The following is a 24,819-nucleotide window of genomic DNA, read 5'->3' as shown; positions in this document are numbered from 1 at the left end:
AGTCGCCTTATTGATTCCAAAACCTGGGAAAGTCGCCTCAATCTTGCAATCTCAAGGGAGGATTTTTCGTCGATTCACGACGCTTACTCCGAAGAGTGGGAAAAACTCCTCATTAATTGCTAACGCTAAAGGGTTTAGGAATCGATGTCTGACTCAAAAAATAGGGCACTTTGGCTTCAGAAGATGAGGCTGAGCTGCACAGATGTCGCTTTAATTCGCAGGGCATTGCCTTGATTGTCAATTTTATTCAATAGGATCAATGGGTTAAGCATGACTTCTGGTGAGTCGCCTCATTTAGCGACAGCCTCAGGAGCCATGCGCAGAGATAGGATTATGAATCTAAGCGAAGCTTTTGACTTTCTGGGAAACGGGGGATTGTGGGGATTTGGACGGTGGTATGTGATATTGGACAACGCATGAGCACTTACTCATAATACTTAATTTAACATAATATGCATTATGCGCACACTCGTATAAACCCACACGCCCGTGGTTACCCAGATTCAAAACCAGTACCACGCCAGCAACCCACCCAACCATCCCATCCTTTGACCCTGGTTAACATCCCTGCATATTCCCTCCACTAAAATCCGATCTCCGCACCCTTATGGGGATCTGGCATGACCATCATCGTAACCGGCGCCGCGGGATTCATCGGTAGCAACCTCGTACAGGCGCTCAACCAACGCAACCAAACCGAGATCATCGCCGTCGACGACCTGACCGCGGGCGACAAATTCCGCAACCTGGCTGACAGTGACATCGCTGACTACCTGGACAAGGACGACTTCCTGGACCGGTTCCGGCGCGGACAATTCGGTAATGTACGTGCGGTTCTGCACCAAGGCGCATGTTCCAGTACCGTCGAAGCCGACGGCCGTTTCATGATGGACAACAATTATCGCTACAGCCGGGACTTGCTGGAGATTGCCCAGGCGCAACAGGTTCCGGTCCTGTACGCCTCATCGGCAGCAGTCTACGGTGCTGGCCAGGACTTTCGTGAACAGCGCGATTGTGAGCGCCCATTGAACGTCTACGGCTATTCCAAATTCCTGTTCGATCAGCATGTGCGCCGGCAGTTGTCAGCTTCGCGCAGTCAGGTCGTTGGATTGCGCTATTTCAACGTTTACGGGCCCCATGAGCAGCATAAAGGCGCGATGGCATCGGTGGCCCTGCACTGTTTCAACCAGTACCAGGCCCGCGGAAAAGTCAGCCTGTTCGGCAGCTACGGCGGTTACCCCAGCGGTAGCCATTTGCGTGATTTCGTCTCGGTGGATGATGTGGTCAGGGTCAATTTATTCTTCCTTGATCACCCGCAACTGAGCGGCATTTTCAATGTGGGTAGCGGACGCGCCCAGTCGTTCAATGATGTTGCGCTGGCAGTGATCAACCGATTACGCAAATACCAAGGGCTACCCCCATTGTCCTTGGAGATGGCCCTGCTGGAAGGCATTCTGGAATACAGTGAGTTTCCTGAACATTTGCGCGGCAAATACCAGTGTTACACCTGTGCCGACCTGGAGCGCTTGCGGGCTGTGGGCTACAAGACGGCAACATTGACGGTCGACCAAGGTGTAAGTTTGTATTGTGATTGGTTGCAAGGCCTGCAAAGCCCGCCGCCTGCTCCTTTCAGGCAAGCGACGGCAGCTTGATATTCGCATCTTCTTAACATAACTACGCTAAATATTCATTTAGTGTAGTTATGTTTAAACCAGCCTAATGAGGCCCTGCCGATTACCACTGGTGGGTATAACTCGCCGTCAAAACGGTGCCTGGCGCAGGCAAATGGCTGGTGTTGTTACTGTTGCGCATCAGTTGACTGTACAGCGGATAGTAATAACGATTGAACAAGTTTTGGACGCCCACGCTGATCTGATCATGCTCACTCAGCTGGTATTGGCTGATGATATCCACCGTGGTGTAGCCATCTACCCTGCGTCTGCCAAAGCTTTCGACGCCTTTGAGGCGGTAATCCTCTGCACCGAAGTAAGTCGCCTGCACGCGATGGCTCCAATCCTCGTCTGGCTTGTATTGAAGATACGCTGTCAGTTTCACAGGCGGAATGCGATAGCCTGTCATGTCTTGCCAATCGCCACCGTCTGGTTGCTCGCGCCCTTTCATCCAAGTGAAGCTCCCCCCTGCCCCCCAATGCTCGTCGCTGGTCAACCAGTCAGCGCTGCCTTCAACGCCATAGATGCGCTCCTGAGTGCGGGTCAGGATCAGGCCATTGTTGAAGCTCTGAACATCACCCAGTTTTGATGTGGTGTAGAAAACAGCCAGCGACGCCAGGGTCTCCTCGCCCAGCTCGCCGCGCCACCCGAGTTCGTAGTTATTGGTCTTGACCGGCTCCAGGTTGGACGAGCCAATATCGAAACCACGGCGTGCGTTACGCAGCTGCACGCCAATGTCAGGTAACTGGAAGCCTTGGCTGAAGGCGGCATAAACCGCCTGGCCGCTGACGGGCGAGTAAGTCAGGCTGATATTGGACAGCAATGCATCGTAATGGACTTTGCCGCCTTCCACCGTGGCGGGGTTGGCGGTGCTTGATTCAGACAGCGGAATGAAGTCCCCGTATTCGGCGGTGGCATATTCATAACGGATGCCGCCTTCCATGGACCACTGCTCGTTGAAACGGTGCTGTAACTGTGCAAACGCACCTACGCTGCGTGACGTCAGGTCAGGCATGTAGCTCAACTTGCCGATTTTATTGAATACCGTTCCGCCGCTCGCATCAAACGCTTGCGGGTCGAAGATATCGATCGGCATGTCGCTGCGCTCCTGGTTGAAGTCGCCGCCCCACAACAGTTCGGTATCTGACCCGCCGATCGGGGTTCGCAAGGTAATGCGACTGCCAACGACTTCGCTGTTCTGCATGACTTGATCGACATTGCGCCCACGTGTGGCAACGCCACGGGCATCGAAGGGCGTGAAGCGGGTGAAATAGTCGCGGTAGTAAAGCTGGGCATTGAATGTTCCCCCGAGCACTTCCGAGTGACCGTATTCAAGGTTCACCAAGGTGTTCTTGATCTGGTTCTGTTCGTCGAGGGACAACCCGGACAACGGTTGTGCGGGTACGGAACCAGGCGGCAATCGGCTGACCGCTGGGTCGGCGGTATAGTCACTGTTTTGCTCGGCGTTGTAATGGCTGAGGGACAGCTGAATACGTTGCAGCTCGTCGATGCGCCAACCCAATTTCCCGCCAATGTTGTAGGTGTTGGAATCGAACAGGTCACCTTGGCTAGGCTCGGGCGCAATGCGGTGCCCTTTGGCATCGTAAGAGGCGCCAATATGGCGTGCACCGAAATCGAATGCGTAATCCAGTGCACCCTGCGCGCCGGCAACATGATGCTGCAACTGCCCTCCCAGGCCATCGCTGTCCACTTGGCTCAAGGGCGAAACGCCCGTCAGCGTTGTCTCGGCCATTTGCTCGCCGCCAGCGGGCCGCGTGGTGATGGAGATGATCCCTCCCGTCGCACCGGCGCCGTAGATAGCGCTACTGCCGCGAATCACCTCGATGCGCTCGATCAATGCCGGGTCGATATTGGCCAAGTTCCGCGAAGAGTCACGGTTGGTGTTCAGCGGCACGCCGTCGACTAGGACCAGCATCGTACGGCCGCGCAGCGTTTGCCCGTAATCGGTGATGGTACGGCTGGAGTCGGCCATCCCTGGGATGCTCTTGGCCAGCAGCGTCGCCAGCCCATCAGAGCCCTGGCGCAATTGCTTCAGTTGTTCGCGTTCGATCACATTGACCTGACGTGCCTGCGGTACCACACCACTGGAAAGCCGAGACGACGTGATCTCCGTGCCTGCCAGTTCGATGGGGCTGGCGGTCGTAGACGGCGCGTTGTCTGATGCCGCATGGTTTGACGGTAAAACGATGAATGTCCGCTCATCGCGCGCCTGGGCGACCAACCCACTCTGCTCGAGCACCTGGCCCAGCCCCTGCGCCACTGTGTAACGCCCGTGCAGCGCCGGCGCCTGCTTGCCCGCAGTCAGCTCGCTGGAAAACAGCACTTGAGCACCTGTTTGGCGAGCCACTGCATTCAGCGAGCTTTCCAGCGTTGATGCAGGAATATTGAAATCGACAACCACCATGGTTTGCGCGAACGACCACTGGCTGGCCATCAAGGTGCTGGTCAAAATCGAAACGTGCCAAGGTGTACGCAGGAAGAGCTGACTCACTTGTTATTCTCCAGGAGATGAGGTGCAGAGAGTTAGCCGCTTCGCGACGGCCCCAACCCTACCTCGTTGGAGAATTATTTTTTTCCGCTTGGGGCTGAATGCGTACGGCCCCGCCTTCCCTGCTCAGCTTCACCGGGAGAATCTCCGGCAGTAACGCCAATAGCGTTTCGACGCTGTCGCTGCTGAAAACACCTGAAAGCGGCAATTTGCCGACATCAGGGTCCGTCAGTTCGATCGGTTGGGCGTAATACCGTTGCAGTGCAGCAACCACCTCAGCCAGTGGCGTACCGGCGAAAACCCAGCGGCTTTCTTGCCAGGCGCTAGCGTCTTCGGCATTGCCTTTGACCACCTCACCGGGGACGCCCTGTTGCACGAGCACCTGCTGCCCAGGCATGAGCAGCGAGGTACGGTCCGCCGCGCGCCCTGTGACTGCCACCTTGCCTTGCGCAACGGTAACCCGCACGTCACCCGCGTACATGTTGACGTTGAATCGGGTGCCGACCACGCGTATGTCGGCGTTGCCTGCATCGACCAAGAACGGCCGATATTGCATGGGCGAAATGTCGAATAAGGCCTGGCCACGCACCAGTGCCACTTGCCGGGTGCGCAAATGCCAGCTGACGCGTACCTCAGTGCCCCCATCCAGCTTGATCTTGCTGCCATCAGCCAGCTGTACCGCCTGGCGTTGTCCCACCTGCGTGACAAAGTGTTCGTTGCGGTACGCAGGATCCTTCCACGCCACACCTGCGGCCAGGGCCAGCAATACAAGCGGGAGTACCTTGCTGCCTTTGCGGGGCTTGCGGGCAGGTGGCGAGCTGGGTAAAGGGAAGCGCTGCTTCAAGGTCTCGCGACACGCGGCCAGCGCCTCATCGACTGCAGCATCGTCTTTGTTTCGTGGACGGCTCACTGCGCCACCTCGGATTGCAGATGTTCACGGCAAGCGATCATACCGACGCGCAAGTGCTTTTCTACGGTTTTCAGCGAGATCCCCAGGCGCTGCGCGACTTCAGCCTGGGGGACCTCATGCAGCTTGTGCATGATGAACACGGCCTGGCAACGCGGCGGCAATCGGGAAATAGCCGCAATCAGCCTGTCCAGTGTCTTCGCCGCGTCGACATGGCGCTCCTGTGGCGCTGCGTTGCAGGCGACGTCGGGCAGTTCTGCCACGGCGACGATCAAGCTGCTGCGCCGACGCTCGCGGCGGCAATGCGAGATGGCGTTGTCGTGGGCGATCTTGCGTAACAGCGCCAGCGGCTTGCGCACCCCTTCTTTCTCGTCATCCTCCAGCAACTGAACGCACAGGTCGTGAACGACTTCACGCGCGAACACCCGCTCGCCGAAGCGTCGGCGCACATGATCGACCAGGTCGTCGTAGTGACGGACCAAGGTGGCGAGCAAGGATGGTTTTGGAGGATCTGCCTGCACGGTAGCGATAACAGAGAGGAAATGAGATGCAAGTATAAATGGGAATGCATGTCATTTGAAAGCAGTGTCACCCGCCTCCGCCTTCTTCTTAACTGAGCATGCGAACCGAGCTCACCGCATCAACTGCCATGTCCAGGTCGCTGCCGGCAAGCACCTGCGCGTAATACGCCTTCAGTTCGTCCTCCCACCCCGCCACCTCCACCAGCAGATGCTCTGCATGCTCCCGCGTCAGGGCAAAGTGCGCGTGATGGCTGAGCATATTCGCGCGGCTAATCTGGCTGCCTTCCCGGCCAACAGCCATGGCCAAGGTCTGTGCGGGGCCTTCTTCAAGCATGGGCAGCACGTCGTACATGGGCGACAGACGCCATCCGCCGTCAACCCAGAGCACCGCATGGTTGCGAGGATGGTCGTCGGAGTTGCCCACCAGGGCGTTGTAGCACATGCGCTTGAACAGCGCCTGCAGGTCGGTATCGGGCACACCTCGGCGGCGCATTTCATCGGCCACGGCGGCATAGCGCCAATCGCGATGGTGCGCGCCGTTCCACTCCGAATCCAGCAAGGTCAGCGCGCTGAGCATCGGGATACGTCGGGCACCTTGTGCAATGGGCGTGCGGTCGAAGCGTTCGATCAGCAACGTCGAAGGGGTTTCAGCATGCAGCGCGGTCTTGGCCACGTTCAAGCCCTTCCCTGCGGCGAATGTCATGCAGGCGTATTCGATCGAGGGCAGGTCGTAATGATCGAAGCGATCGCGCGGCTTGGCCAGAATCAGCATGCCGTTATCCTGCAGCGTACGTTTCGGTCGCGCGCCACCCAGGGCCGAGCGTTGTTGGCGCACGTTGAGTGTGGCCACCGACTCGGCGTCGAGCTGGCCGTCGTACACCGCTTCACACGCAGCGACGAACTTGGCCAGGCCTTTCAAGGTCGGTACTGCACCATCGCCAAGACCGGGTGCGGGTGTTGTTGCGCCGCCTGCCATCAGGTTGCCAACGCGGTCGTTGTTCGGTGACTTGAGCAAGAAGTCGAGGGGGCCGAGTTCTTGGCCGTACGCCCGATGCAGCAGCCGCTCGCCCCAGCCATCGGGCATGGCGTCATTGATGAAGCCGGGTATGCCGCGGTTCTTGGCGATGCCGGTGTAGGCCTCGGCGCGTAACGGGTAATTGATCGGGTCAGGGACCCAGCCGCCGCGCGCGACGTGGTCAGGTGCATAAAGAAACTCACCAAGCTTGCCTTTGAGGGTCAGCCGGCCAAGGGTGATGACTTCACCTGTCTCGGGGTGCTCCATATAGATGTAGGCACGGGACATCAGAACTCCTCAGGCTTGGGTTTGGCCAGCCGCACGCGGCGGGATGCCAGGCTCTGGTGGGCATCATCGTCATCACTGAACCGGGTGATCTGGGAGGTTTGCTCTATGCCATCCAGCGAGGCGAAAACGGTTTCGCTGATACCCAGGCGCCACAACACCAGCATGAATGAACGCAGGTCGACGAGCGCCGAGCCGCCTTCGATCTTGCGAAGGGTATGCGCGGAGACGCCGACAGTAGCTGTAAGGTCGGCTTGGCGCAGGCCGAGTGCCAGGCGCCGTGCCTTGACCAAAAGGCCGATTTTACTGAGGGTATCGGCACAAGCGACTGGAAAATAAGTCGTCATAAGGCTCGCCATGGTTAACATTAACTGAGTTAAGGTTAACCATAGCACACTTAAAGATTTTATAATTGATGCATAATACTCACCGTGGTAAGTATTATCGAAGATAAGGTTAACCAAGGTTAACCTTAAAAATCCCTATGCAAGGCCACCAAAGCGCTTGTAGAAGCTTTCATTCACGTCAGGCAGTGGGCCGTCAGCCGTTTCAAGCGCACTGTTCAACCACTCTTCAGCCTTGGCAAACACCAGCCGATACAGGTTGCGACACAGCTGCCGTGCTGCCCTGCCCTCCCAATCACCTGGCAGCAACTCATCAGGCAGTTGCGGGTCGCGCAGCAGCAGCCGACGGTACTCGTGAATCAGTAGCGTGCGTGCCAGGAAGCAATCCTGCGCATCGAGCTGCGGCTGCTCTTTAAGGCCCTGCCACAGCGGCCTGAATAACTGGATGAATTCACTGTACTGCTGCCCCAGCTCGTCGATACGCCAACTCTCGCGCACTTGCGCGCGCATGGCCTTGGAAGCAAGCACTTCCTGGGTGTGCGTTTCAAACACGATGCTGTCATCACTGGCCTCCAGCTCGCGCAGGGTCGCGGCCAAGTCCGCGCGGTCAGCACGGGGGCAGCCCATCACGTTGGGCGCCATCACCCCGAAGCCCTGCCATTCCAGCTCCTCACGCAGGGTTTTGCGCTTGCCGGCTTCCAGTTGTGACAGCAGCACCAGGGTCCAGGCGCCATCCCATGCGGGTTGGCTGGGGCTGTAGACGCGCTTGAAGGCTTTTTCGAAGCGTCTACGGCCAGTGCCCGTCAGGCTGTAATAGCTGCGTCGGCCAACTTTTTCGGCGGTCAGCCAACCTTCCTTGGTCAAGCGGAAGATCGAGGTGCGGATCAGCCGTTCGTTGATGCCGATCGGCTCCAGCAGGTTGATCAGGCTGCCCAACCACACCGTGCCACCATGCGGTTCGATAGCGTCGCCGTACAGGGTGATGATCAGCGAGCTGGCGCGGATCGGCGTCTGTTCCTGAAAACGAGTGATCAGGTTGTTCAGTGGGGCAAGTGTGCTCATGGAGGAACTGTGCGCGGGGAAAGCACCGACTATACCTGCGCGGCGGGTTGCCTGGCCATTGCGTGACGCGGACAGGCTCATGCCGGCGCCTTGCCTTTGGGCCGGATGCCGGAGTCACCCATGCTCGGGCGACCCTGCTCGGCTTCGGTCAGCGGTGGGCATTCGACCAGCGCGGTCATGCAGCGCTGCGTCAGGTGCTGATACTCCGCCGTGCCGCGCTGCTTCCAGGCCAGCTCCTGTTCGGTCAGCGGGCGCTTGACCTGTGCCGGGCTACCCACCAACAGGCTTTGTTCGGCGCATTCGAACCCCGCCTTGACGAAGGCCGTGGCAGCAACGATGCAGCGCGGGGCTACATGGGCACCATCCATTACCACGGCATTCATGCCTATCAGGGCATCTTCGCCCACGCGGCACCCGTGCAGCACCGCGCCGTGGCCGACATGCCCATTGCGTTCTATGACCGTATCGCCCCCCGGAAAGCCATGCATCACGCAGGTGTCCTGCAGGTTGGCGCCCTCCTCCAGCACGATGCGGCCGAAGTCGCCCCTAAGTGAGGCCAGCGGGCCGACGTAGCAACGCGGGCCAACGATGACATCGCCAATCAGCACTGCGCTCGGGTGCACATAGGCAGTTGGATGAACCACGGGGGTCAGGCCGTCTAGCCGGTAGCAAGGCATGGCAAAGCTCCTGAAATGATTTGAAATGTGACGAATCCTTGTATCACAAAAATGTTGCGCGTCAATTGTGCGAATGCCTGTATCGCTTTGTTGCCATCCTTAACTACATCCGATTTTTGCAAAATAAGCCCTATTTTTCTGAAGATGAATCGTTAAATCACTTTTTTGAAGCGCTCATATTTCGCGCAGAAATCACCACAAAGAGATACGTGAAACACTTTTTGATGTTGCTTTGGTGTATCGCATAAGGCATATACTGTCCGCACCTGAACGTGGTGCAGCCCACGTCCCTGCAAACAATTCCAAGAAATGCCGGCCAATCGATGTGCCGTGCGAGCAGCCAGAGGAACCCGATATGCCTCGTTATCTCGATGCGCAAGCGCCGGAGCACGGCGTCCGGCTCATCACCCTGCAACGGCCAGAAGCGCTGAATGCTCTGTGCACAGCGTTGCTGGCCGAGCTGGCAAGCGAGCTGGATGCCGCCGAGCGTGATGATCAGACCCATGCCGTGGTGATTACCGGCAGCCGCAAGGCGTTCGCCGCAGGCGCCGACATTGGCGAGATGGCCGAGCGCGACCTGGTCGGCATCCTCAATGACCCTCGTGTTGCGTGTTGGCAACGGATAGCCGCGTTCTCCAAGCCGCTGATCGCCGCCGTTAACGGCTACGCCCTGGGCGGCGGTTGCGAGCTGATGATGTGCGCCGACATCGTCATTGCGGGCAGCGACGCGCGTTTCGGCCAGCCGGAGATCAACCTCGGCATCATCCCCGGCGCTGGCGGCACCCAGCGCCTGCTGCGCGCGGTCGGCAAGCCGCTGGCCATGCACATGGTGTTGACCGGTGAAGCCATCAGCGCCCAGCACGCCTTGCAAGCCGGCCTGATCAGCGAAATCACCCAGCCGGAACTGGCCGTGGAGCGGGCCGTGCAAGTGGCCCGCATTATCGCGGCCAAGGCGCCGCTGGCAGTGCGCCTGGCCAAGGAAGCCTTGCTCAAGGCCGGCGATACCGACCTTGCCAGTGGCCTGCGCTTCGAGCGCCACGCGTTCACCCTGCTCGCCGGCACCGCCGACCGCAATGAGGGTATTCGCGCCTTCCAGGAAAAACGCCAGGCCCGGTTCAAAGGCTGCTGAGCACCTCCCCATTCGACTGACCAAGCGAGTCTGCCATGACGTTCGAACACATCCTGTTTTCCATCGAGGACGGCGTTGCCCTCCTGTCGCTGAACCGCCCGGAGCAGCTGAACAGTTTCAACACGCCCATGCACCTGGAAGTGCGCGAAGCCTTGAAGCAAGTACGCCAGAGCAAAGATGCACGGGTGTTGCTGTTTACTGGCGAAGGCCGCGGCTTCTGTGCAGGCCAGGACCTGTCTGATCGCAATGTCGCGCCAGGCGCCGACATGCCGGACCTGGGTGAGTCCATCGATAAGTTCTACAACCCACTGGTACGCACCCTGCGCGATTTGCCGCTGCCGGTCATCTGCGCTGTCAACGGCGTGGCTGCAGGCGCCGGGGCCAATATTCCGCTGGCCTGTGACCTGGTACTGGCCGCCCGTTCGGCCAGCTTCATCCAGGCCTTCTGCAAGATCGGCCTGGTGCCGGATTCTGGCGGCACCTGGCTGCTGCCACGGCTAGTCGGCATGGCGCGGGCCAAGGCGTTGGCGATGCTCGGCGAACGCCTTACGGCCGAACAGGCCCAGCAATGGGGGTTGATCCATCGCGTGGTCGACGATGCCGCGTTGCGCGACGAGGCCCTCACCCTCGCCCGCCACCTCGCCACGCAGCCCACTTACGGCCTGGCCCTGATCAAGCGCAGCCTGAATGCCAGTTTCGATAACGGGTTCGACCAGCAACTGGAACTGGAGCGCGACCTGCAGCGCCTGGCTGGCCGCAGCGAGGACTACCGCGAAGGCGTAAGCGCTTTCATGAACAAGCGCACGCCTGCGTTCAAGGGGCGTTGAGCATGAGCGCACTCGACCGCAACACCCAAGTGGCCGTGATCGGTGCAGGCGCCATGGGCGCAGGTATCGCCCAAGTGGCCGCGCAAGCCGGCCACCCGGTCAAACTCTACGACAACCGCCCCGGCGCCGCCGCCCAGGCAGTGGCGGGTATCGATCGTCAGCTCGCCCGCTTGGTAGAAAAAGGCAAGCTGCCTGCGGGCGAGCGCGAAGCGATCGTCGCCCGCCTGTGCCCAGCCGATACCCTCGACCCGCTGGCCGATGCCCGCCTGGTGATCGAAGCCATCGTAGAAAACCTGTCAGTGAAGCAGGCCTTGTTGCACGAGCTTGAAGCGCTGTGCGCAGACGACTGCATCCTGGCCAGCAACACCTCGTCACTCTCGATCACCAGCCTGGCCGCTGGCTTGAAGCGCCCACAGCAAGTGGTGGGCATGCATTTCTTCAACCCGGCACCGTTGATGGCCCTGGTCGAGGTCGTTTCGGGGTTGGCTACCGACCCTGCCGTGGCCGCCTGCCTTTACGACACCGCCAAAGCCTGGGGCAAACAGCCGGTGCATGCCCGCTCAACGCCGGGCTTTATTGTCAACCGTGTAGCCCGGCCGTTCTACGCCGAGAGCCTGCGCCTGTTGCAGGAAGGTGCAGCCGATTGCGCCAGCCTGGATGCGCTGTTGTGTGACGCCGGCGGCTTTCGCATGGGGGCCTTCGAGCTCACCGACCTGATCGGCCATGACGTCAACTATGCCGTCACCTGTTCGGTGTTCGAGGCGTTTTATGGCGATTTCCGCTTCCAGCCTTCGCTCGTGCAAAAGGAGTTGGTGGATGCCGGGCGCCTTGGCCGCAAAACTGGCCAAGGTTTCTATAGCTACGCCGAAGGCGCCGAGCGCCCGCAACCTACAGCGCTGCAAAGCACGGCGCAGGTTGAGTCCTGCGTTATCGAGGGGCATCTGGGCGCCATGCAGCCCTTGGTCGAGCGTTTGCGCGACAGCGGCGTCGCCGTGACCGAGCGCGCCGGCAGTGGCGTGATCCAGGTCGGCGATGCCACGTTGGCGCTTTCCGACGGCCGCCTGGCTACGCAGCGTGCCCGCGAAGAAGGCCTGCGCAACCTGGTACTGGTCGATCTGGCCCTGGACTACAGCACGGCTTCCCGCATTGCGATCAGTTGGTCTGCCGACACCACCCGTGAGGCCCGCGACCAGGCCGTTGGCTTGTTAACCCGCGCCGGCCTGAAAGTGACCGCAGTCGCCGACCTGCCTGGCCTGGTCGTGCTGCGTACGGTGGCGATGCTGGCCAACGAAGCCGCCGATGCCGTGTTGCAAGGTGTTGGCTCGGCAGCCGATATCGACCTGGCCATGTGTGCCGGCGTGAACTACCCCTGCGGCCCGCTGGCCTGGGCCTCGCACATCGGCATAAGCCAGACCTTGCGTGTACTCGACAACCTGCAGCGCAGCTACGGCGAAAGCCGCTATCGCCCTTCCCTGCTATTGCGCCGGTGCGAAGCCCAAGGAGGCAATCTGCATGACTGAAATCGAGCTGGCACAAGCCTGTGCCGATGCCATGTTTTCCCGCGATCACGCCACCCAAGGGCTGGGCATCAGCCTGCTCGAGGCCGGCCCTGGCCAGGCGCGCCTGCGCATGCCGGTGCGCGCCGACATGATCCAGGGCCACGGCACCTGCCACGGTGGCTTCCTGTTCGCCCTGGCGGATTCGGCCTTCGCCTTCGCCTGCAACAGTTACGACCAGGCCACCGTGGCCCTGGGTTGCAGCATCGACTACCTGGCGCCGGCGCTGCGCGACGACGTGCTGACCGCCACGGCCAGCGAAGTCAGCCGCAAAGGCCGTACCGGCCTGTATGACGTTCGCATCGAGAACCAGCGCGGTGAGCTGGTGGCGATGTTCCATGGCAAATCCTACAAAGTACGCGGCACGGTGCTCGCGCAGGAGACACAAGATGACTGAACACACCCTGGCCGATGCGCTGATCATCGACGCCGTGCGCACGCCGATCGGCCGCTACGCCGGCGCCTTGAGCGGCGTGCGCCCCGACGACCTGGCCGCCATCCCGCTCAAGGCCCTGATCGCCCGCCACCCGGAGTTGGATTGGGCGGCAGTGGACGACGTAATCCTCGGTTGCGCCAACCAGGCCGGTGAGGACAACCGTAACGTTGCCCGCATGGCCAGCCTGCTGGCGGGCCTGCCGATCGAGGTGCCGGGCACCACCCTCAACCGCTTGTGCGGCTCTGGCATGGACGCCATTGGCAACGCGGCCCGTGCCCTGCGCTGCGGTGAAGCCGGGCTGATGCTGGCCGGCGGCGTGGAGTCGATGTCGCGTGCGCCGTTCGTCATGGGCAAATCGGAGCAAGCCTTTGGGCGCGCCGCCGAACTGTTCGATACCACCATCGGCTGGCGCTTCGTCAACCCGTTGATGAAGGCCGAACATGGCACCGACTCGATGCCTGAGACGGCTGAGAACGTCGCTGCCCGTTTCGGTATCTCCCGTGAAGACCAGGACGCCTTCGCCCTGCGCAGCCAGCACAAGGCTGCCGCCGCCCAGGCCCGAGGCCGCCTGGCCCAGGAAATCGTGCCGGTCGAAATCCCCCAGCGCAAAGGCCCGGCCAAGCGCGTCGAGCACGACGAACACCCGCGTGGCGACACCACGCTGGAGCAGCTGGCCAAGCTCGGCACGCCGTTCCGCGAGGGTGGCAGTGTCACCGCTGGCAACGCCTCTGGCGTCAACGACGGTGCCTGTGCACTGCTGCTGGCGAGCACCGCAGCGGCCCGGCGCCATGGCCTTAAAGCCCGCGGGCGCATTGTCGGCATGGCTGTGGCCGGGGTCGAGCCGCGCATCATGGGCATCGGCCCGGTGCCGGCTACCCGCAAGGTGCTCGAACTCACCGGGCTCTCGCTGGCCGACATGGATGTCATCGAGCTAAACGAGGCCTTCGCTGCCCAAGGCCTGGCGGTATTGCGCGAGCTTGGCCTGGCCGACGACGACAAGCGGGTCAACCCGAACGGCGGCGCCATTGCCCTGGGGCATCCGCTGGGCATGAGTGGCGCGCGCCTGGTCACCACCGCACTGCACGAACTGGAAGAAACCGCCGGACGCTACGCGTTGTGCACCATGTGCATAGGCGTTGGCCAAGGCATCGCCATGGTCATCGAACGCCTCTGACCAACGGCTTGTTACCGAACACAACGCAGCCGGTTATGCTGCGCCCATGACACTCACCGCCCGGCTGCGAACCCGCGCCGGGCGGCGTACAAGAACAATTCGAGTGAAGCCATGAACATGTACCATGATGCCGATCGTGCCCTGCTTGACCCTATGGAAACCGCCAGCGTCGACGCCCTGCGCCAGCACCAACTTGAGCGCCTGCGCTGGAGCCTGAAACACGCCTACGACAACGTGCCGCTGTACCGCAAACGCTTCGACGAATGCGGCGCGCACCCCGATGATCTCAAGTCGCTCGACGACCTGGCCAAGTTCCCCTTCACCGGCAAGAACGACCTGCGCGACAACTACCCGTACGGCATGTTTGCCGTGCCCCAGGAAGAGGTCGTGCGCCTGCATGCCTCCAGCGGCACAACGGGCAAGCCGACCGTGGTCGGTTATACCCAGAACGACATCGACACCTGGGCCAATGTGGTCGCCCGCTCGATCCGCGCCGGCGGCGGGCGCAAAGGCGACAAAGTGCACGTTTCGTACGGTTATGGCCTGTTTACCGGCGGCCTCGGCGCGCACTATGGCGCCGAACGGCTGGGGTGCACGGTCATCCCCATGTCCGGTGGCCAGACCGAGAAGCAGGTGCAGCTGATCCGCGACTTCCAGCCCGACATCATCATGGTCACGCCCTCTTACATGCTCAACCTGGCCGACGAGATCGAGCGCCAGGGCATCGACCCGCACGACCTCAAGCTGCGCCTGGGCATCTTCGGTGCCGAGCCCTGGACCGACGAACTGCGGCGCTCCATTGAGCAGCGCCTGGGTATCCAGGCCCTCGACATCTATGGCCTGTCGGAAATCATGGGGCCCGGTGTGGCAATGGAGTGCATCGAAACCAAAGACGGCCCGACCATCTGGGAAGACCACTTCTACCCCGAAATCATCGACCCGGTTACCGGCGAGGTGCTGCCGGACGGGCAATTGGGCGAGCTGGTATTTACCTCGCTAAGCAAGGAGGCGCTGCCGATGGTGCGCTACCGTACCCGCGACCTGACCCGCCTGCTGCCGGGCACCGCGCGGCCGATGCGACGGATCGGCAAGATCACTGGGCGCAGTGACGACATGCTGATCATTCGTGGGGTCAACGTGTTCCCGACCCAGATTGAGGAGCAGGTACTCAAAATAAAACAGCTTTCAGAGATGTACGAGATTCATCTGTATCGCAACGGCAACCTGGACAGTGTCGAGGTGCACGTGGAGCTGCGTGGCGAATGCCAGACGATGGACGAGGGCCAGCGCAAGCTGCTGATCGGTGAACTGACCAAGCAGATCAAGACCTACATCGGTATCAGCACCCAGGTGAGACTGCAGCCCTGCGGCACGCTCAAGCGTTCTGAAGGCAAGGCGTGCCACGTGTTCGACAAACGGTTGGCCAGCTGACTTATCAGCTGCCTTTTTACGGCCCCGGCTCAGTCCGGGGCTTTTTTTTGCCTGCCCTTTCGCAGTGCAAGGCTACTCCTACAGGTGGTGCGCGCCCTTGTAGGAGCAGCCTTGTGCTGCGAAAGGTCCGCAAAGCGATACATAAATCTTATTCGATACACATAAAACTGTTTGACGTTATGTTTTGTATCGCTTACAAATGACTCATGCCTTAACAGGAGTCGGAACATGTACGCACAGCTAGTCGAAACCGGCGTCAAACGCGTCAAGTCCCTGGACGAAATGTCGCCCGAAGAGCGCGACTTCCAGGAAAAGATCGACGCCGAGATCAAGATCGAAGCCAAAAACTGGATGCCCGAGGCCTACCGCCAAACGCTGATCCGGCAGATCTCCCAGCACGCCCACTCGGAAATCGTCGGCATGCTGCCCGAAGGCAACTGGGTCACCCGCGCCCCAAGCCTGAAACGCAAGCTGCAACTGATGGCCAAGATCCAGGACGAAGCCGGCCACGGCCTGTACCTGTACAGCGCCATGGAAACCCTCGGCGCCGACCGCGACGAAGAGATCGCCAAGCTGCACAGCGGCAAGGCCAAGTACTCGAGCATCTTCAACTACCCGACCCTGAGCTGGGCTGACATGGGCGCCGTAGGCTGGCTGGTCGATGGCGCTGCGATCGTCAACCAGGTGGTGCTGCAGCGCACCTCCTACGGCCCCTATTCCCGCGCCATGATCCGCATCTGCAAGGAAGAGAGCTTCCACCAGCGCCAGGGCTACGAGCTGCTGCTGACCATGATGCGCCACGGTACCCAGGCTCAGAAGGACATGGTTCAGGACGCCATCAACCGCCTGTGGTGGCCGTCGTTGATGATGTTTGGCCCCAGTGACGAGCACTCCCCCAACAGCGCCCAGTCGATGGCCTGGAAGATCAAGCGCCAGACCAACGATGAGCTGCGCCAGCGCTTCATCGACCAGACCGTGCCACAGCTCGAGCTGCTCGGCTGCACCGCGCCCGACCCGCACCTGAAGTGGAACGAAGCCCGCGGCCACTACGATTTCGGCGACATCCAGTGGGACGAGTTCTACGAAGTCATCAAGGGCAACGGCCCCTGCAACCTGGAACGTGTCGCCACCCGGCGCAAGGCCATCGAGGACGGTGCCTGGGTACGCGAGGCCGCCGTGGCCTATGCGCGCAAGCAACAGAACAAGAACGCCGCCTGAGCGGCGATTGATGCGGAGATCGAAAATGTCTGTCTGGACCCTCTACGAAGTGTTCGTGCGCAGCAAGCACGGCCTGAACCACAAGCATGTCGGCAGCGTGCATGCCGCCGACGCCGCCATGGCCATCGAGAATGCCCGTGAGCTGTACACCCGCCGCAGCGAAGGCGTGAGCCTGTGGGTGGTGCCATCAGCGCTGATCACCGCCTCCTCCCCTGACGAGAAAGACCCGCTGTTCGCCCCCTCGGACGACAAGGTCTACCGCCATGCCAGCTTTTATGAGCTGCCCGACGAAGTCGGACACATGTGAGGTTGGCCATGCATAAAGAAGCGCTTATCCCCTATTTGCTGATCCTGGGCGACAGTGCCCTGGTGCAGGGCCAGCGGCTCTGTGAATGGTGCGGCCACGCACCGGCCATCGAGGAAGAACTGGCCTTGATGAACGTCGGCCTCGACTTGGTCGGCCAAGCCCGCAACTGGCTGGACTACGCCGCCGAATTGCTCGACGACGGCCGTGACGCCGATGCCCTTGCCTACCGCCGTGACGAACGCGCCTACCGCAACCTGCTGCTGGTCGAACAACCCAATGGCGACTTCGCCGTGACCATGACCAAGCAGTTTTTATACGACGCCTGGCACTTCGCGGTGCTGCAGGGCCTGGCTGCGTCCCGCGATGAGCGTATCGCCGGCATTGCTGCCAAGGCACTCAAGGAGGTCACCTACCACCTGCGTCGCTCCGGTGAGTGGGTGCAACGCCTGGGCGGCGGCACCGACGAAAGCCGTCGGCGCATGCTAGACGCCATCCCGGCGCTGTGGCGCTTCACCGTTGAACTGACCGCGGGTAGCGACAGCGAAGTTCAGCTGGCCGAAGCCGGCATCGCAGCTGACCCGGCCGCCGTCGGCGCGGCCTGGCTCAAGCAGGTAAGCGCGATTTTTGACTCGGTCGAGCTGCCACTGCCCAAGGCCGCCAGTTATTTCTACCTGGACGGTCGCAAAGGCCTGCACACCGAGCACCTGGGGCTGTTGCTGGCCGAAATGCAGTTCCTGCCACGGGCCTACCCCGATGCGACCTGGTGAGCTGATCGCCAGCGACCTCGGCGCCCGTGCCGCCCGAGGCGACGACCTGGCCCGGGCCTGGGCGGTGCTGGAGCAGGTCATGGACCCGGAAGTGCCGGTGGTGAGCGTGGTTGACCTGGGCATTGTCCGCGACCTGGACTGGCGCGCCGGCCACCTGCACCTGGTCGTCACGCCAACCTATTCCGGTTGCCCGGCGACCGAGGTGATCGAGGCCGATATCCGTGACGCGCTGCAACAGGCCGGTTTTGCTGCCCCCGCGCTGGAGCGGCGCTTGACCCCGGCCTGGAGCACCGACTGGATCAGCGACCTGGGCCGCCAACGCTTGCGCGCCTATGGCATAGCGCCGCCCGAAGGCAGCACCAGCAAGCGCAGCCTGCTCGGTGAGGCGCCCCAAGTGTGCTGCCCGCAGTGTGGCAGCGCGCATACCGAACTGCTCAGCCAGTTCGGCTCCACGGCTTGCAAGGCGCTGTACCGCTGCCGCGAGTGCCTGGAGCCGTTCGACTATTTCAAATGCATTTGAGCCGTGGAGAACACCATGAGCCAGTTTCACAGCCTGACCATCAAGCAAGTACGCAACGAGACCCGCGACGCCGTGTCCATCGTCTTTGACGTACCCGAGCACCTGCAGACGCAATTCCGCTTCACCCAGGGCCAGTACCTGGTCATGCGTACCCAGCTGGATGACGAAGAAGTGCGTCGTTCCTATTCGATCTGCAGCGCCGTGCAGGACGGCGAGCTGCGTGTGGCTGTCAAGCGCGTGCCAGGCGGGCGTTTTTCGGCCTTTGCCAATGAAGTGCTCAAGGCTGGCCAGCAACTGGAGGTGATGCCGCCGTCGGGCAGCTTCTTCGTGCCGCTCGACCCCGCCCGCGAAGGCCACTACCTGGGCGTTGCCGCCGGCAGCGGCATTACGCCGATCCTGTCGATCATCGCCACCACCCTGGCCACTGAACCGCACAGCCGTTTCACCCTGCTCTACGGCAACCGCTCAAGCTCTGGTGCGCTGTTCCGCGACAAGCTCGAAGACCTGAAAAACCGTTACCTGGACCGCCTGAACCTGATTTTCGTGTTCAGCCGCGAGCAGCAGGACGTCGACCTGTACAACGGCCGGATCGATGCCGACAAGTGCGGCCAGCTGTTCTCCCGCTGGCTGGACGTCGCCACGCTGGACGCTGCGTTCATTTGCGGCCCCCAGGCCATGACTGAAACCGTGCGTGACAGCCTGCAGGCCAACGGCATGGCCAAGGACCGCATCCACTTCGAACTGTTCGCCGCCGCGGGCAGCGAAGCGCGCCGCGAAGCCCGTGAAGCTGCGCGCCAGGTGGATTCGGCGCTCAGCCATATCACCGTGATCAGCGATGGCCGGGCGCTGAGCTTCGACCTGCCGCGCAACAGCCAGAACGTGCTGGACGCCGGCAACGCCATCGGCGCCGAACTGCCGTACTCGTGCAAGGCCGGCGTGTGCTCGACCTGCAAGTGCCGGGTGATCGAAGGCGAGGTCGAGATGGACAGCAACCATGCGCTGGAAGACTACGAAGTGGCGGCGGGGTATGTGCTGTCGTGCCAGACCTACCCGGTGAGCGACAAAGTGGTGCTCGACTTCGACCAGCTCTGATACCTGGCCTGTGTGGGAGCGGGCTCGCCCGCGAAGAGGCCCTAAGCACCACCGCAACGCCTGTGTGACCTCAAAAACAACTACAACACCAAGAGATCGCTTGCCATGACCCCCGAACGCATTGAAAGCATCGCCAACCATCCCGACTTCCAGCACCTGGTCCGGCGCAAACGTCGCCTCAACGGCACCCTGACCCTGGCCATGCTGGTGATCTACTACGGCTTCGTCCTGTTGGTGGCGTTCTCCCCCAGCACCCTCGGCCAATCGCTCAGCGGTGGCGTGACCACCGTTGGCATGCTGGTGGGCGTGCTCATGGTGCTGCTGTCGTTCGCCCTCACCGGCATCTACGTGCACCGCGCCAACAACGTGCTCGACCCGCTGAACGACAAGGTCAAGCAGGAGTGCGCGCAATGAACTGGACTGCCATTTCGATGTTCATGGTGTTCGTCTGCTTCACCCTGCTGGTAACCCGCTGGGCCGCACTGCGGACCCGCTCGGCGAGTGACTTCTATACCGCGGGCGGCGGCCTGACCGGCATGCAGAACGGTTTGGCGATCGCCGGCGACATGATCAGCGCCGCGTCCTTCCTGGGCATCTCGGCCATGATGTTCATGAACGGCTACGACGGCCTGCTCTACGCCCTGGGTGTACTGGCCGGCTGGCCAATCATCCTGTTCCTGATCGCCGAACGCCTGCGCAACTTGGGCAAGTACACGTTTGCCGACGTCGTGTCCTACCGCCTGGCGCAAACCCCAGTGCGCCTGACCTCGGCATTCGGCACCTTGGTCGTCGCGCTGATGTACCTGGTGGCCCAGATGGTCGGGGCCGGCAAGCTGATCGAGCTGCTGTTCGGCATCAGCTACCTGTACGCGGTGATGCTGGTCGGGGTGTTGATGGTCGCCTACGTGACCTTCGGCGGCATGCTGGCAACCACCTGGGTGCAGATCATCAAGGCCGTGATGCTGCTGTCCGGCACCAGCTTCATGGCGTTCATGGTGCTCAAACACTTTGGCTTCAGCACCGAAGCGATGTTTGCCAGCGCCGTGGCCGTGCATGCCAAGGGCCAGGCGATCATGGCGCCGGGTGGCTTGCTGTCGAACCCGATCGATGCGATTTCCCTGGGGCTGGGCATGATGTTCGGCACTGCCGGCCTGCCGCATATCCTGATGCGTTTCTTCACCGTCAGTGATGCCAAGGAAGCGCGCAAGAGCGTGTTCTACGCCACCGGTTTCATCGGCTACTTCTACTTGCTGCTGATCGTCATCGGCTTTGGCGCCATCGTCATGGTCGGCACCGAGCCGTCCTACCGCGATGCGGCAGGCGCGATCATCGGCGGCGGCAACATGGTCGCGGTGCACCTGGCACAGGCGGTGGGTGGCAACCTGTTCCTGGGTTTCATCTCTGCCGTGGCCTTCGCCACCATTCTTGCGGTAGTGGCAGGCCTTGCGTTGTCCGGCGCTTCGGCGGTTTCCCACGACCTCTATGCCTGCGTGGTACGCAAAGGCCAGGCCACTGAACAGGAAGAAATGCGTGTCTCGCGTATCGCCACCCTGGTGATCGGCTTGCTGGCAGTGGTGCTGGGGCTGGTGTTCGAGTCGCAGAACATCGCCTTCCTCTCCGGCCTGGTACTGGCCGTGGCCGCATCGGTCAACTTCCCGGTGCTGCTGCTCTCGATGTTCTGGAAGGGCCTGACCACCCGGGGTGCAGTGTGCGGCAGCATGGCCGGTCTGTTCTCTGCCGTGGTGCTGGTGGTACTCGGCCCGGCAGTGTGGGTCAACGTGCTGCACAACGAACAGGCGCTGTTCCCTTACAGCAACCCGGCGCTGTTCTCGATGAGCCTGGCGTTTTTCGGCGCCTGGGTGTTCTCGGTCACCGACACCTCCGCGCGTGCCAGCGAGGAGCGTGGTCGCTACTTGGCGCAGTTCATTCGCTCCATGACCGGTATCGGCGCTGCCGGCGCCAGCAAGCACTGACTTCGAGAACAACCATGTCGGGTACAACAACAATGAACCGCACTCGCTTCTCTTCCGCCGCTTGGCTTGCCACGCTCGCCCTGCCCTTGCCGGCCATGGCCGACTTCGTCAGCGACAGCCATGCACGCCTGGAAATGCGCAACCACTACATCAACCGCGACTTCCGCCAGAGCAATGCCCCGCAGGCCAAGGCCGAGGAATGGGGCCAAGGCTTTACCGCCCGCGTGGAATCCGGCTTCACCGAAGGCCCGGTGGGCTTCGGCGTGGACGCCATGGGCCAGCTGGGTGTCAAGCTCGACTCCAGCCGCGACCGCCGCAACACCGGCTTGCTGCCCTTTGGCCCGAACAGCCACGAGCCTGTCGATGACTACAGCGAGCTGGGCCTGACCGGTAAAGCACGGGTTTCCAAGAGCACCCTGCGCCTGGGCACCCTGCAGCCGATCCTGCCGGTGGTGGTGTACAACGACACCCGTCTGTTGTCTTCCACGTTCCAGGGCGGCCTGCTGACCAGCCAGGAGCTCAATGGCCTCACCGTCAACGCCGGGCGCCTCACCAAGGCCAACTTGCGCGATTCGTCCGGCCGCGATGACATGGGCTACGGCGCAGCCAGCAGCGACCACCTGGATTTCGGCGGCGGCAGCTATGCCATCACCCCACAGACCAGCGTCAGCTATTACTACGCCAAGCTTGAAGACATCTACCGCCAGCAGTTCGTCGGCCTGGTCGATACCCGTCCACTGGGCGAAGGCCTGAGCCTGCGCAGCGACCTGCGCTATTTCGACAGCCGTAACGACGGCGCCGAGCGTGCCGGCAACATCGACAACCGTAACTTCAACGCCATGTTCACCCTCGGCGTCAGGGCGCACAAGTTCACCGCCACCTGGCAACAGATGTCCGGCGACAGCGCCTTCCCCTTCGTCAACGGCGGCGACCCGTTCACGGTCAACCTGGTGACCTACAACACCTTCACCCGCGCCGGGCTCGATTCCTGGCAGGTGCGCTACGACTACGACTTCGTCGCCGTGGGCATCCCGGGCCTGAGTTTCATGACCCGCTACACCGACGGCCGCCACGCCGAGACCGCCACGGTCAGCAACGGCCGTGAGCGCGAACGCGACACTGACCTCACCTACGTCATCCAGAGCGGCCCGTTCAAAGACGTCAGCCTGCGCTGGCGCAACGTCACCTTCCGTTCCGGCAATGGCCTGACCAATGCCGTGGACGAGAACCGCCTGATCATCGGCTACACCTTGGCGCTGTGGTAACAGCGCCCTTCCCCCATTAGAACAGCATGGAGAACAGCATGTCTGACGCCCCAACCCTGCAAAGCTTCATTGCCGGTCGCTGGATCGGCCAGCACGGCGCCCAGGCCCTGCGCAGCGCCTTGAACGGTCACGTTCTGGCCTACAGCCATGAAGAGCGCCCGGATTTCGCCGAAGCCGTGGACTTCGCCCGCGCCCGTGGCCTGGCCGCCCTCATGGCCATGGACTTCCAACAGCGCGCCGCCCGCCTCAAGGCCCTGGCCTTGTACCTGGCCGAGCGCAAAGAGCAGCTGTACGCCTTGTCCCACCACAGTGGGGCCACCCGCGCCGACAGCTGGATCGACATCGAAGGCGGTAACGCCACACTGTTCGCCTATGCCGGCATCGGCAGCCGCGAACTGCCCTCCGGCAACCTGGTGCACGAAGGCCCGGCCATACCGCTGGGCAAGCAAGGCCACTTTGCCGGCAGCCATATCCTGGTGCCGCGTGCCGGGGTCGCCGTGCACATCAACGCGTTCAACTTCCCGATCTGGGGCATGCTCGAGAAGTTCGCCCCGACCTTCCTGGCTGGCATGCCGTGCATCGTCAAGCCCGCCACCTCGACCAGCTACCTGACTGAAGCCGTGGTTCGCCTGATGAATGCGTCGGGCCTGTTGCCCGACGGCAGCTTGCAGTTGGTGATCGGCAGCACCGGCGACTTGCTCGACCGCTTGCAGGGCCAGGATGTAGTGACCTTTACCGGCTCCGCCGATACTGCTGCGAAATTGCGCGTGACGCCGAACCTGATCCGCAACTCGGTACCGTTCACCGCCGAAGCGGATTCGCTGAACTGCGCGATTCTCGGCCCGGACGTGACCCCGGACAGCGAAGAGTTTGACCTGTACATCAAGGAGGTGGCCCGCGAAATGACCACCAAGGCCGGGCAGAAATGCACCGCCATCCGCCGCGCCATCGTCCCGGCCAAGCACATCGATGCCGTCGCTACCCGCCTGCGCGAGCGCCTGAGCAAGGTGGTGGTGGGTGACCCTTCAGTGGAAGGCGTGCGCATGGGCGCCCTGGCCTCGCATGACCAGCAGCGCGACGTTGGCGAGCGTGTACGCAGCCTGCTGCAGAGCTGCGACCAGCTGTTCGGCGCCAGTGACGGTTTCGCGCCGCGTGGTGAGGGTGTTGCCGAAGGCGCGTTCTTTGCGCCGACCCTGCTGCAGGCCCGCGACCCACACGGTGAAGGGGGTGCGCACGATATCGAAGCGTTCGGCCCGGTCAGCACGCTGATGGCCTACGATGACCTTGACGAAGCCCTGGCCCTGGCTGCCCGCGGCAAGGGCAGCCTGGTGGCGACCCTGGTCACTGCCGACCGCGCCGTTGCCGCCAAAGCCATCCCGGTGGCGGCTGCCTGGCACGGCCGCCTGCTGGTGCTGGACCGCGAAGCCGCGCTGGAATCCACCGGGCATGGCTCGCCGCTGCCACAACTCAAGCACGGCGGCCCCGGCCGCGCGGGTGGCGGTGAAGAGCTGGGCGGCCTGCGCGCAGTCAAGCACTATCTGCAGCGTGCGGCCGTACAAGGCTCACCGAGCATGCTCACGGCAGTAACGGGCGAGTACGTGCGCGGCGCAGAAGTGATCGAGAGCGAAGTGCACCCGTTCCGTCGCTACTTCCAGGACTTGCGTATCGGCGAGTCACTGTTAACCCACCGCCGTACGGTAACCGAGGCGGACCTGGTCAACTTCGGCTGCTTGTCGGGTGACCACTTCTACATGCACTTCGACGAGATCGCCGCCAAGGAATCGCAGTTTGGCAAGCGTATCGCCCATGGCTACTTCGTGCTGTCGGCAGCGGCGGGCCTGTTCGTATCCCCCGGCGCCGGCCCGGTGCTGGCCAACTACGGCCTGGATACCCTGCGCTTCATCAACCCCGTAGGCATTGGCGACACGATCCAGGCCCGCCTGACCTGCAAGCGCAAGATCGACCAGGGCAAGGCTAGCCCGTTGGGGCAGCCGCAAGGTGTGGTGGCGTGGGACGTTGAGGTTACCAACCAGCTGGGTGAGCTGGTGGCCAGCTATGACATTCTGACCTTGGTATTGAAGAAGATTGACTGAGTAGCCTACCTGCCAAACGATGGGCTGCCTCGCAGCCCATC

23 protein-coding genes are annotated in these 24,819 nt (G+C 62.0%); 16 read left to right on the top strand and 7 right to left on the bottom strand.

Translation table 11 applies throughout. From position 1 onward, the window contains the following. Positions 1-620 precede the first annotated feature (620 nt). Complete coding sequence (gene rfaD / locus OO306_RS02505) at positions 621-1,652, top strand: ADP-glyceromanno-heptose 6-epimerase (protein ID WP_265967567.1); 1,032 nt, start codon at positions 621-623, stop codon at positions 1,650-1,652. Positions 1,653-1,734: 82 nt separating this feature from the next. Here the strand turns inward: rfaD and OO306_RS02500 are convergent, their stop codons facing one another. The 7 genes from OO306_RS02500 to paaY form a co-directional block, all read right to left on the bottom strand. Then, positions 1,735-4,125 (bottom strand): TonB-dependent receptor, encoded by a 2,391-nt coding sequence (locus tag OO306_RS02500; protein WP_265967663.1) that lies wholly within the window; start codon positions 4,123-4,125, stop codon positions 1,735-1,737. A gap of 115 nt (positions 4,126-4,240) precedes the next feature. After that, positions 4,241-5,089 carry a FecR family protein gene (locus OO306_RS02495; RefSeq protein WP_265967566.1) on the bottom strand — a complete coding sequence of 283 codons (849 nt, stop codon included), beginning with the start codon at positions 5,087-5,089 and terminating at the stop codon, positions 4,241-4,243. After that, a complete protein-coding gene (locus tag OO306_RS02490; RefSeq protein ID WP_265967565.1) occupies positions 5,086-5,607 on the bottom strand; it encodes an RNA polymerase sigma factor in 522 nt (173 codons plus the stop codon). Before OO306_RS02490 ends, OO306_RS02495 begins: the two co-directional genes overlap by 4 nt. 88 nt (positions 5,608-5,695) lie before the next feature. Continuing rightward, on the bottom strand, positions 5,696-6,910 hold the full coding sequence (locus tag OO306_RS02485; protein WP_265967564.1) for a type II toxin-antitoxin system HipA family toxin: 1,215 nt from the start codon (positions 6,908-6,910) through the stop codon (positions 5,696-5,698). Beyond that, a complete protein-coding gene (locus OO306_RS02480) occupies positions 6,910-7,254 on the bottom strand; it encodes a helix-turn-helix domain-containing protein (RefSeq protein WP_265967563.1) in 345 nt (114 codons plus the stop codon). The genes OO306_RS02485 and OO306_RS02480 overlap by 1 nt, the downstream gene beginning before the upstream one ends. Positions 7,255-7,389: 135 nt before the next feature. After that, positions 7,390-8,313, bottom strand: coding sequence for a phenylacetic acid degradation operon negative regulatory protein PaaX (gene paaX, locus OO306_RS02475; RefSeq protein WP_186681513.1), 924 nt, complete (start codon positions 8,311-8,313; stop codon positions 7,390-7,392). A 77-nt stretch (positions 8,314-8,390) separates the two neighbouring features. Then, the gene (paaY, locus tag OO306_RS02470; RefSeq protein WP_265967562.1) at positions 8,391-8,990 is read right to left on the bottom strand and encodes a phenylacetic acid degradation protein PaaY; all 600 of its coding nucleotides are present in this window, start codon (positions 8,988-8,990) and stop codon (positions 8,391-8,393) included. A 355-nt stretch (positions 8,991-9,345) separates the two neighbouring features. Here paaY and paaF point away from each other — a divergent pair, with 355 nt between their 5' ends. The 15 genes from paaF (at position 9,346) to paaZ (ending at position 24,778) form a co-directional block, all read left to right on the top strand. Further along, positions 9,346-10,119 carry a 2,3-dehydroadipyl-CoA hydratase PaaF gene (paaF, locus tag OO306_RS02465; protein WP_027593250.1) on the top strand — a complete coding sequence of 258 codons (774 nt, stop codon included), beginning with the start codon at positions 9,346-9,348 and terminating at the stop codon, positions 10,117-10,119. Positions 10,120-10,154: 35 nt separating this feature from the next. Continuing rightward, positions 10,155-10,946: a 2-(1,2-epoxy-1,2-dihydrophenyl)acetyl-CoA isomerase PaaG gene (paaG, locus tag OO306_RS02460; protein WP_265967561.1), complete on the top strand. Its 792-nt coding sequence runs from the start codon at positions 10,155-10,157 to the stop codon at positions 10,944-10,946. A gap of 2 nt (positions 10,947-10,948) precedes the next feature. Beyond that, positions 10,949-12,466: a 3-hydroxyacyl-CoA dehydrogenase PaaH gene (gene paaH / locus OO306_RS02455; protein ID WP_265967560.1), complete on the top strand. Its 1,518-nt coding sequence runs from the start codon at positions 10,949-10,951 to the stop codon at positions 12,464-12,466. Next, a complete protein-coding gene (paaI, locus tag OO306_RS02450; RefSeq protein ID WP_027593247.1) occupies positions 12,459-12,899 on the top strand; it encodes a hydroxyphenylacetyl-CoA thioesterase PaaI in 441 nt (146 codons plus the stop codon). Before paaH ends, paaI begins: the two co-directional genes overlap by 8 nt. Next, entirely contained in the window at positions 12,892-14,112 is a 1,221-nt protein-coding gene (gene pcaF / locus OO306_RS02445; RefSeq protein WP_265967559.1) for a 3-oxoadipyl-CoA thiolase, read from the top strand. Before paaI ends, pcaF begins: the two co-directional genes overlap by 8 nt. Before the next feature lie 111 nt (positions 14,113-14,223). Further along, entirely contained in the window at positions 14,224-15,543 is a 1,320-nt protein-coding gene (gene paaK / locus OO306_RS02440; RefSeq protein ID WP_265967558.1) for a phenylacetate--CoA ligase PaaK, read from the top strand. Positions 15,544-15,771: 228 nt separating this feature from the next. Continuing rightward, a complete protein-coding gene (paaA, locus tag OO306_RS02435; RefSeq protein WP_099429341.1) occupies positions 15,772-16,761 on the top strand; it encodes a 1,2-phenylacetyl-CoA epoxidase subunit PaaA in 990 nt (329 codons plus the stop codon). Positions 16,762-16,786: 25 nt separating this feature from the next. Beyond that, the gene (paaB, locus tag OO306_RS02430) at positions 16,787-17,068 is read left to right on the top strand and encodes a 1,2-phenylacetyl-CoA epoxidase subunit PaaB (RefSeq protein WP_004374528.1); all 282 of its coding nucleotides are present in this window, start codon (positions 16,787-16,789) and stop codon (positions 17,066-17,068) included. 8 nt (positions 17,069-17,076) lie between these two features. Continuing rightward, on the top strand, positions 17,077-17,835 hold the full coding sequence (gene paaC / locus OO306_RS02425; protein WP_265967557.1) for a 1,2-phenylacetyl-CoA epoxidase subunit PaaC: 759 nt from the start codon (positions 17,077-17,079) through the stop codon (positions 17,833-17,835). Beyond that, positions 17,822-18,355: a 1,2-phenylacetyl-CoA epoxidase subunit PaaD gene (paaD, locus tag OO306_RS02420; protein ID WP_186702865.1), complete on the top strand. Its 534-nt coding sequence runs from the start codon at positions 17,822-17,824 to the stop codon at positions 18,353-18,355. Before paaC ends, paaD begins: the two co-directional genes overlap by 14 nt. 15 nt (positions 18,356-18,370) lie before the next feature. Beyond that, positions 18,371-19,447 (top strand): 1,2-phenylacetyl-CoA epoxidase subunit PaaE, encoded by a 1,077-nt coding sequence (gene paaE / locus OO306_RS02415; protein ID WP_027593241.1) that lies wholly within the window; start codon positions 18,371-18,373, stop codon positions 19,445-19,447. Between the two features lie 105 nt (positions 19,448-19,552). After that, positions 19,553-19,861, top strand: a complete 309-nt coding sequence (locus OO306_RS02410; RefSeq protein WP_027593240.1) for a DUF485 domain-containing protein — start codon at positions 19,553-19,555, stop codon at positions 19,859-19,861. After that, positions 19,858-21,420 carry a cation acetate symporter gene (locus OO306_RS02405; protein WP_323055820.1) on the top strand — a complete coding sequence of 521 codons (1,563 nt, stop codon included), beginning with the start codon at positions 19,858-19,860 and terminating at the stop codon, positions 21,418-21,420. Before OO306_RS02410 ends, OO306_RS02405 begins: the two co-directional genes overlap by 4 nt. 32 nt (positions 21,421-21,452) lie before the next feature. Next, a complete protein-coding gene (locus OO306_RS02400) occupies positions 21,453-22,685 on the top strand; it encodes an OprD family porin (protein ID WP_265967556.1) in 1,233 nt (410 codons plus the stop codon). 38 nt (positions 22,686-22,723) lie between these two features. After that, on the top strand, positions 22,724-24,778 hold the full coding sequence (gene paaZ / locus OO306_RS02395) for a phenylacetic acid degradation bifunctional protein PaaZ (RefSeq protein WP_265967555.1): 2,055 nt from the start codon (positions 22,724-22,726) through the stop codon (positions 24,776-24,778). The last annotated feature ends 41 nt before the right edge of the window (positions 24,779-24,819 follow it).

Source organism: Pseudomonas sp. DCB_AW (genome assembly GCF_026240895.1).
Lineage (GTDB): Bacteria > Pseudomonadota > Gammaproteobacteria > Pseudomonadales > Pseudomonadaceae > Aquipseudomonas > Aquipseudomonas kermanshahensis.
The sequence above is the reverse complement of the archived record's forward strand: the minus strand, read 5'-3'. Positions and strand labels throughout refer to the sequence as shown.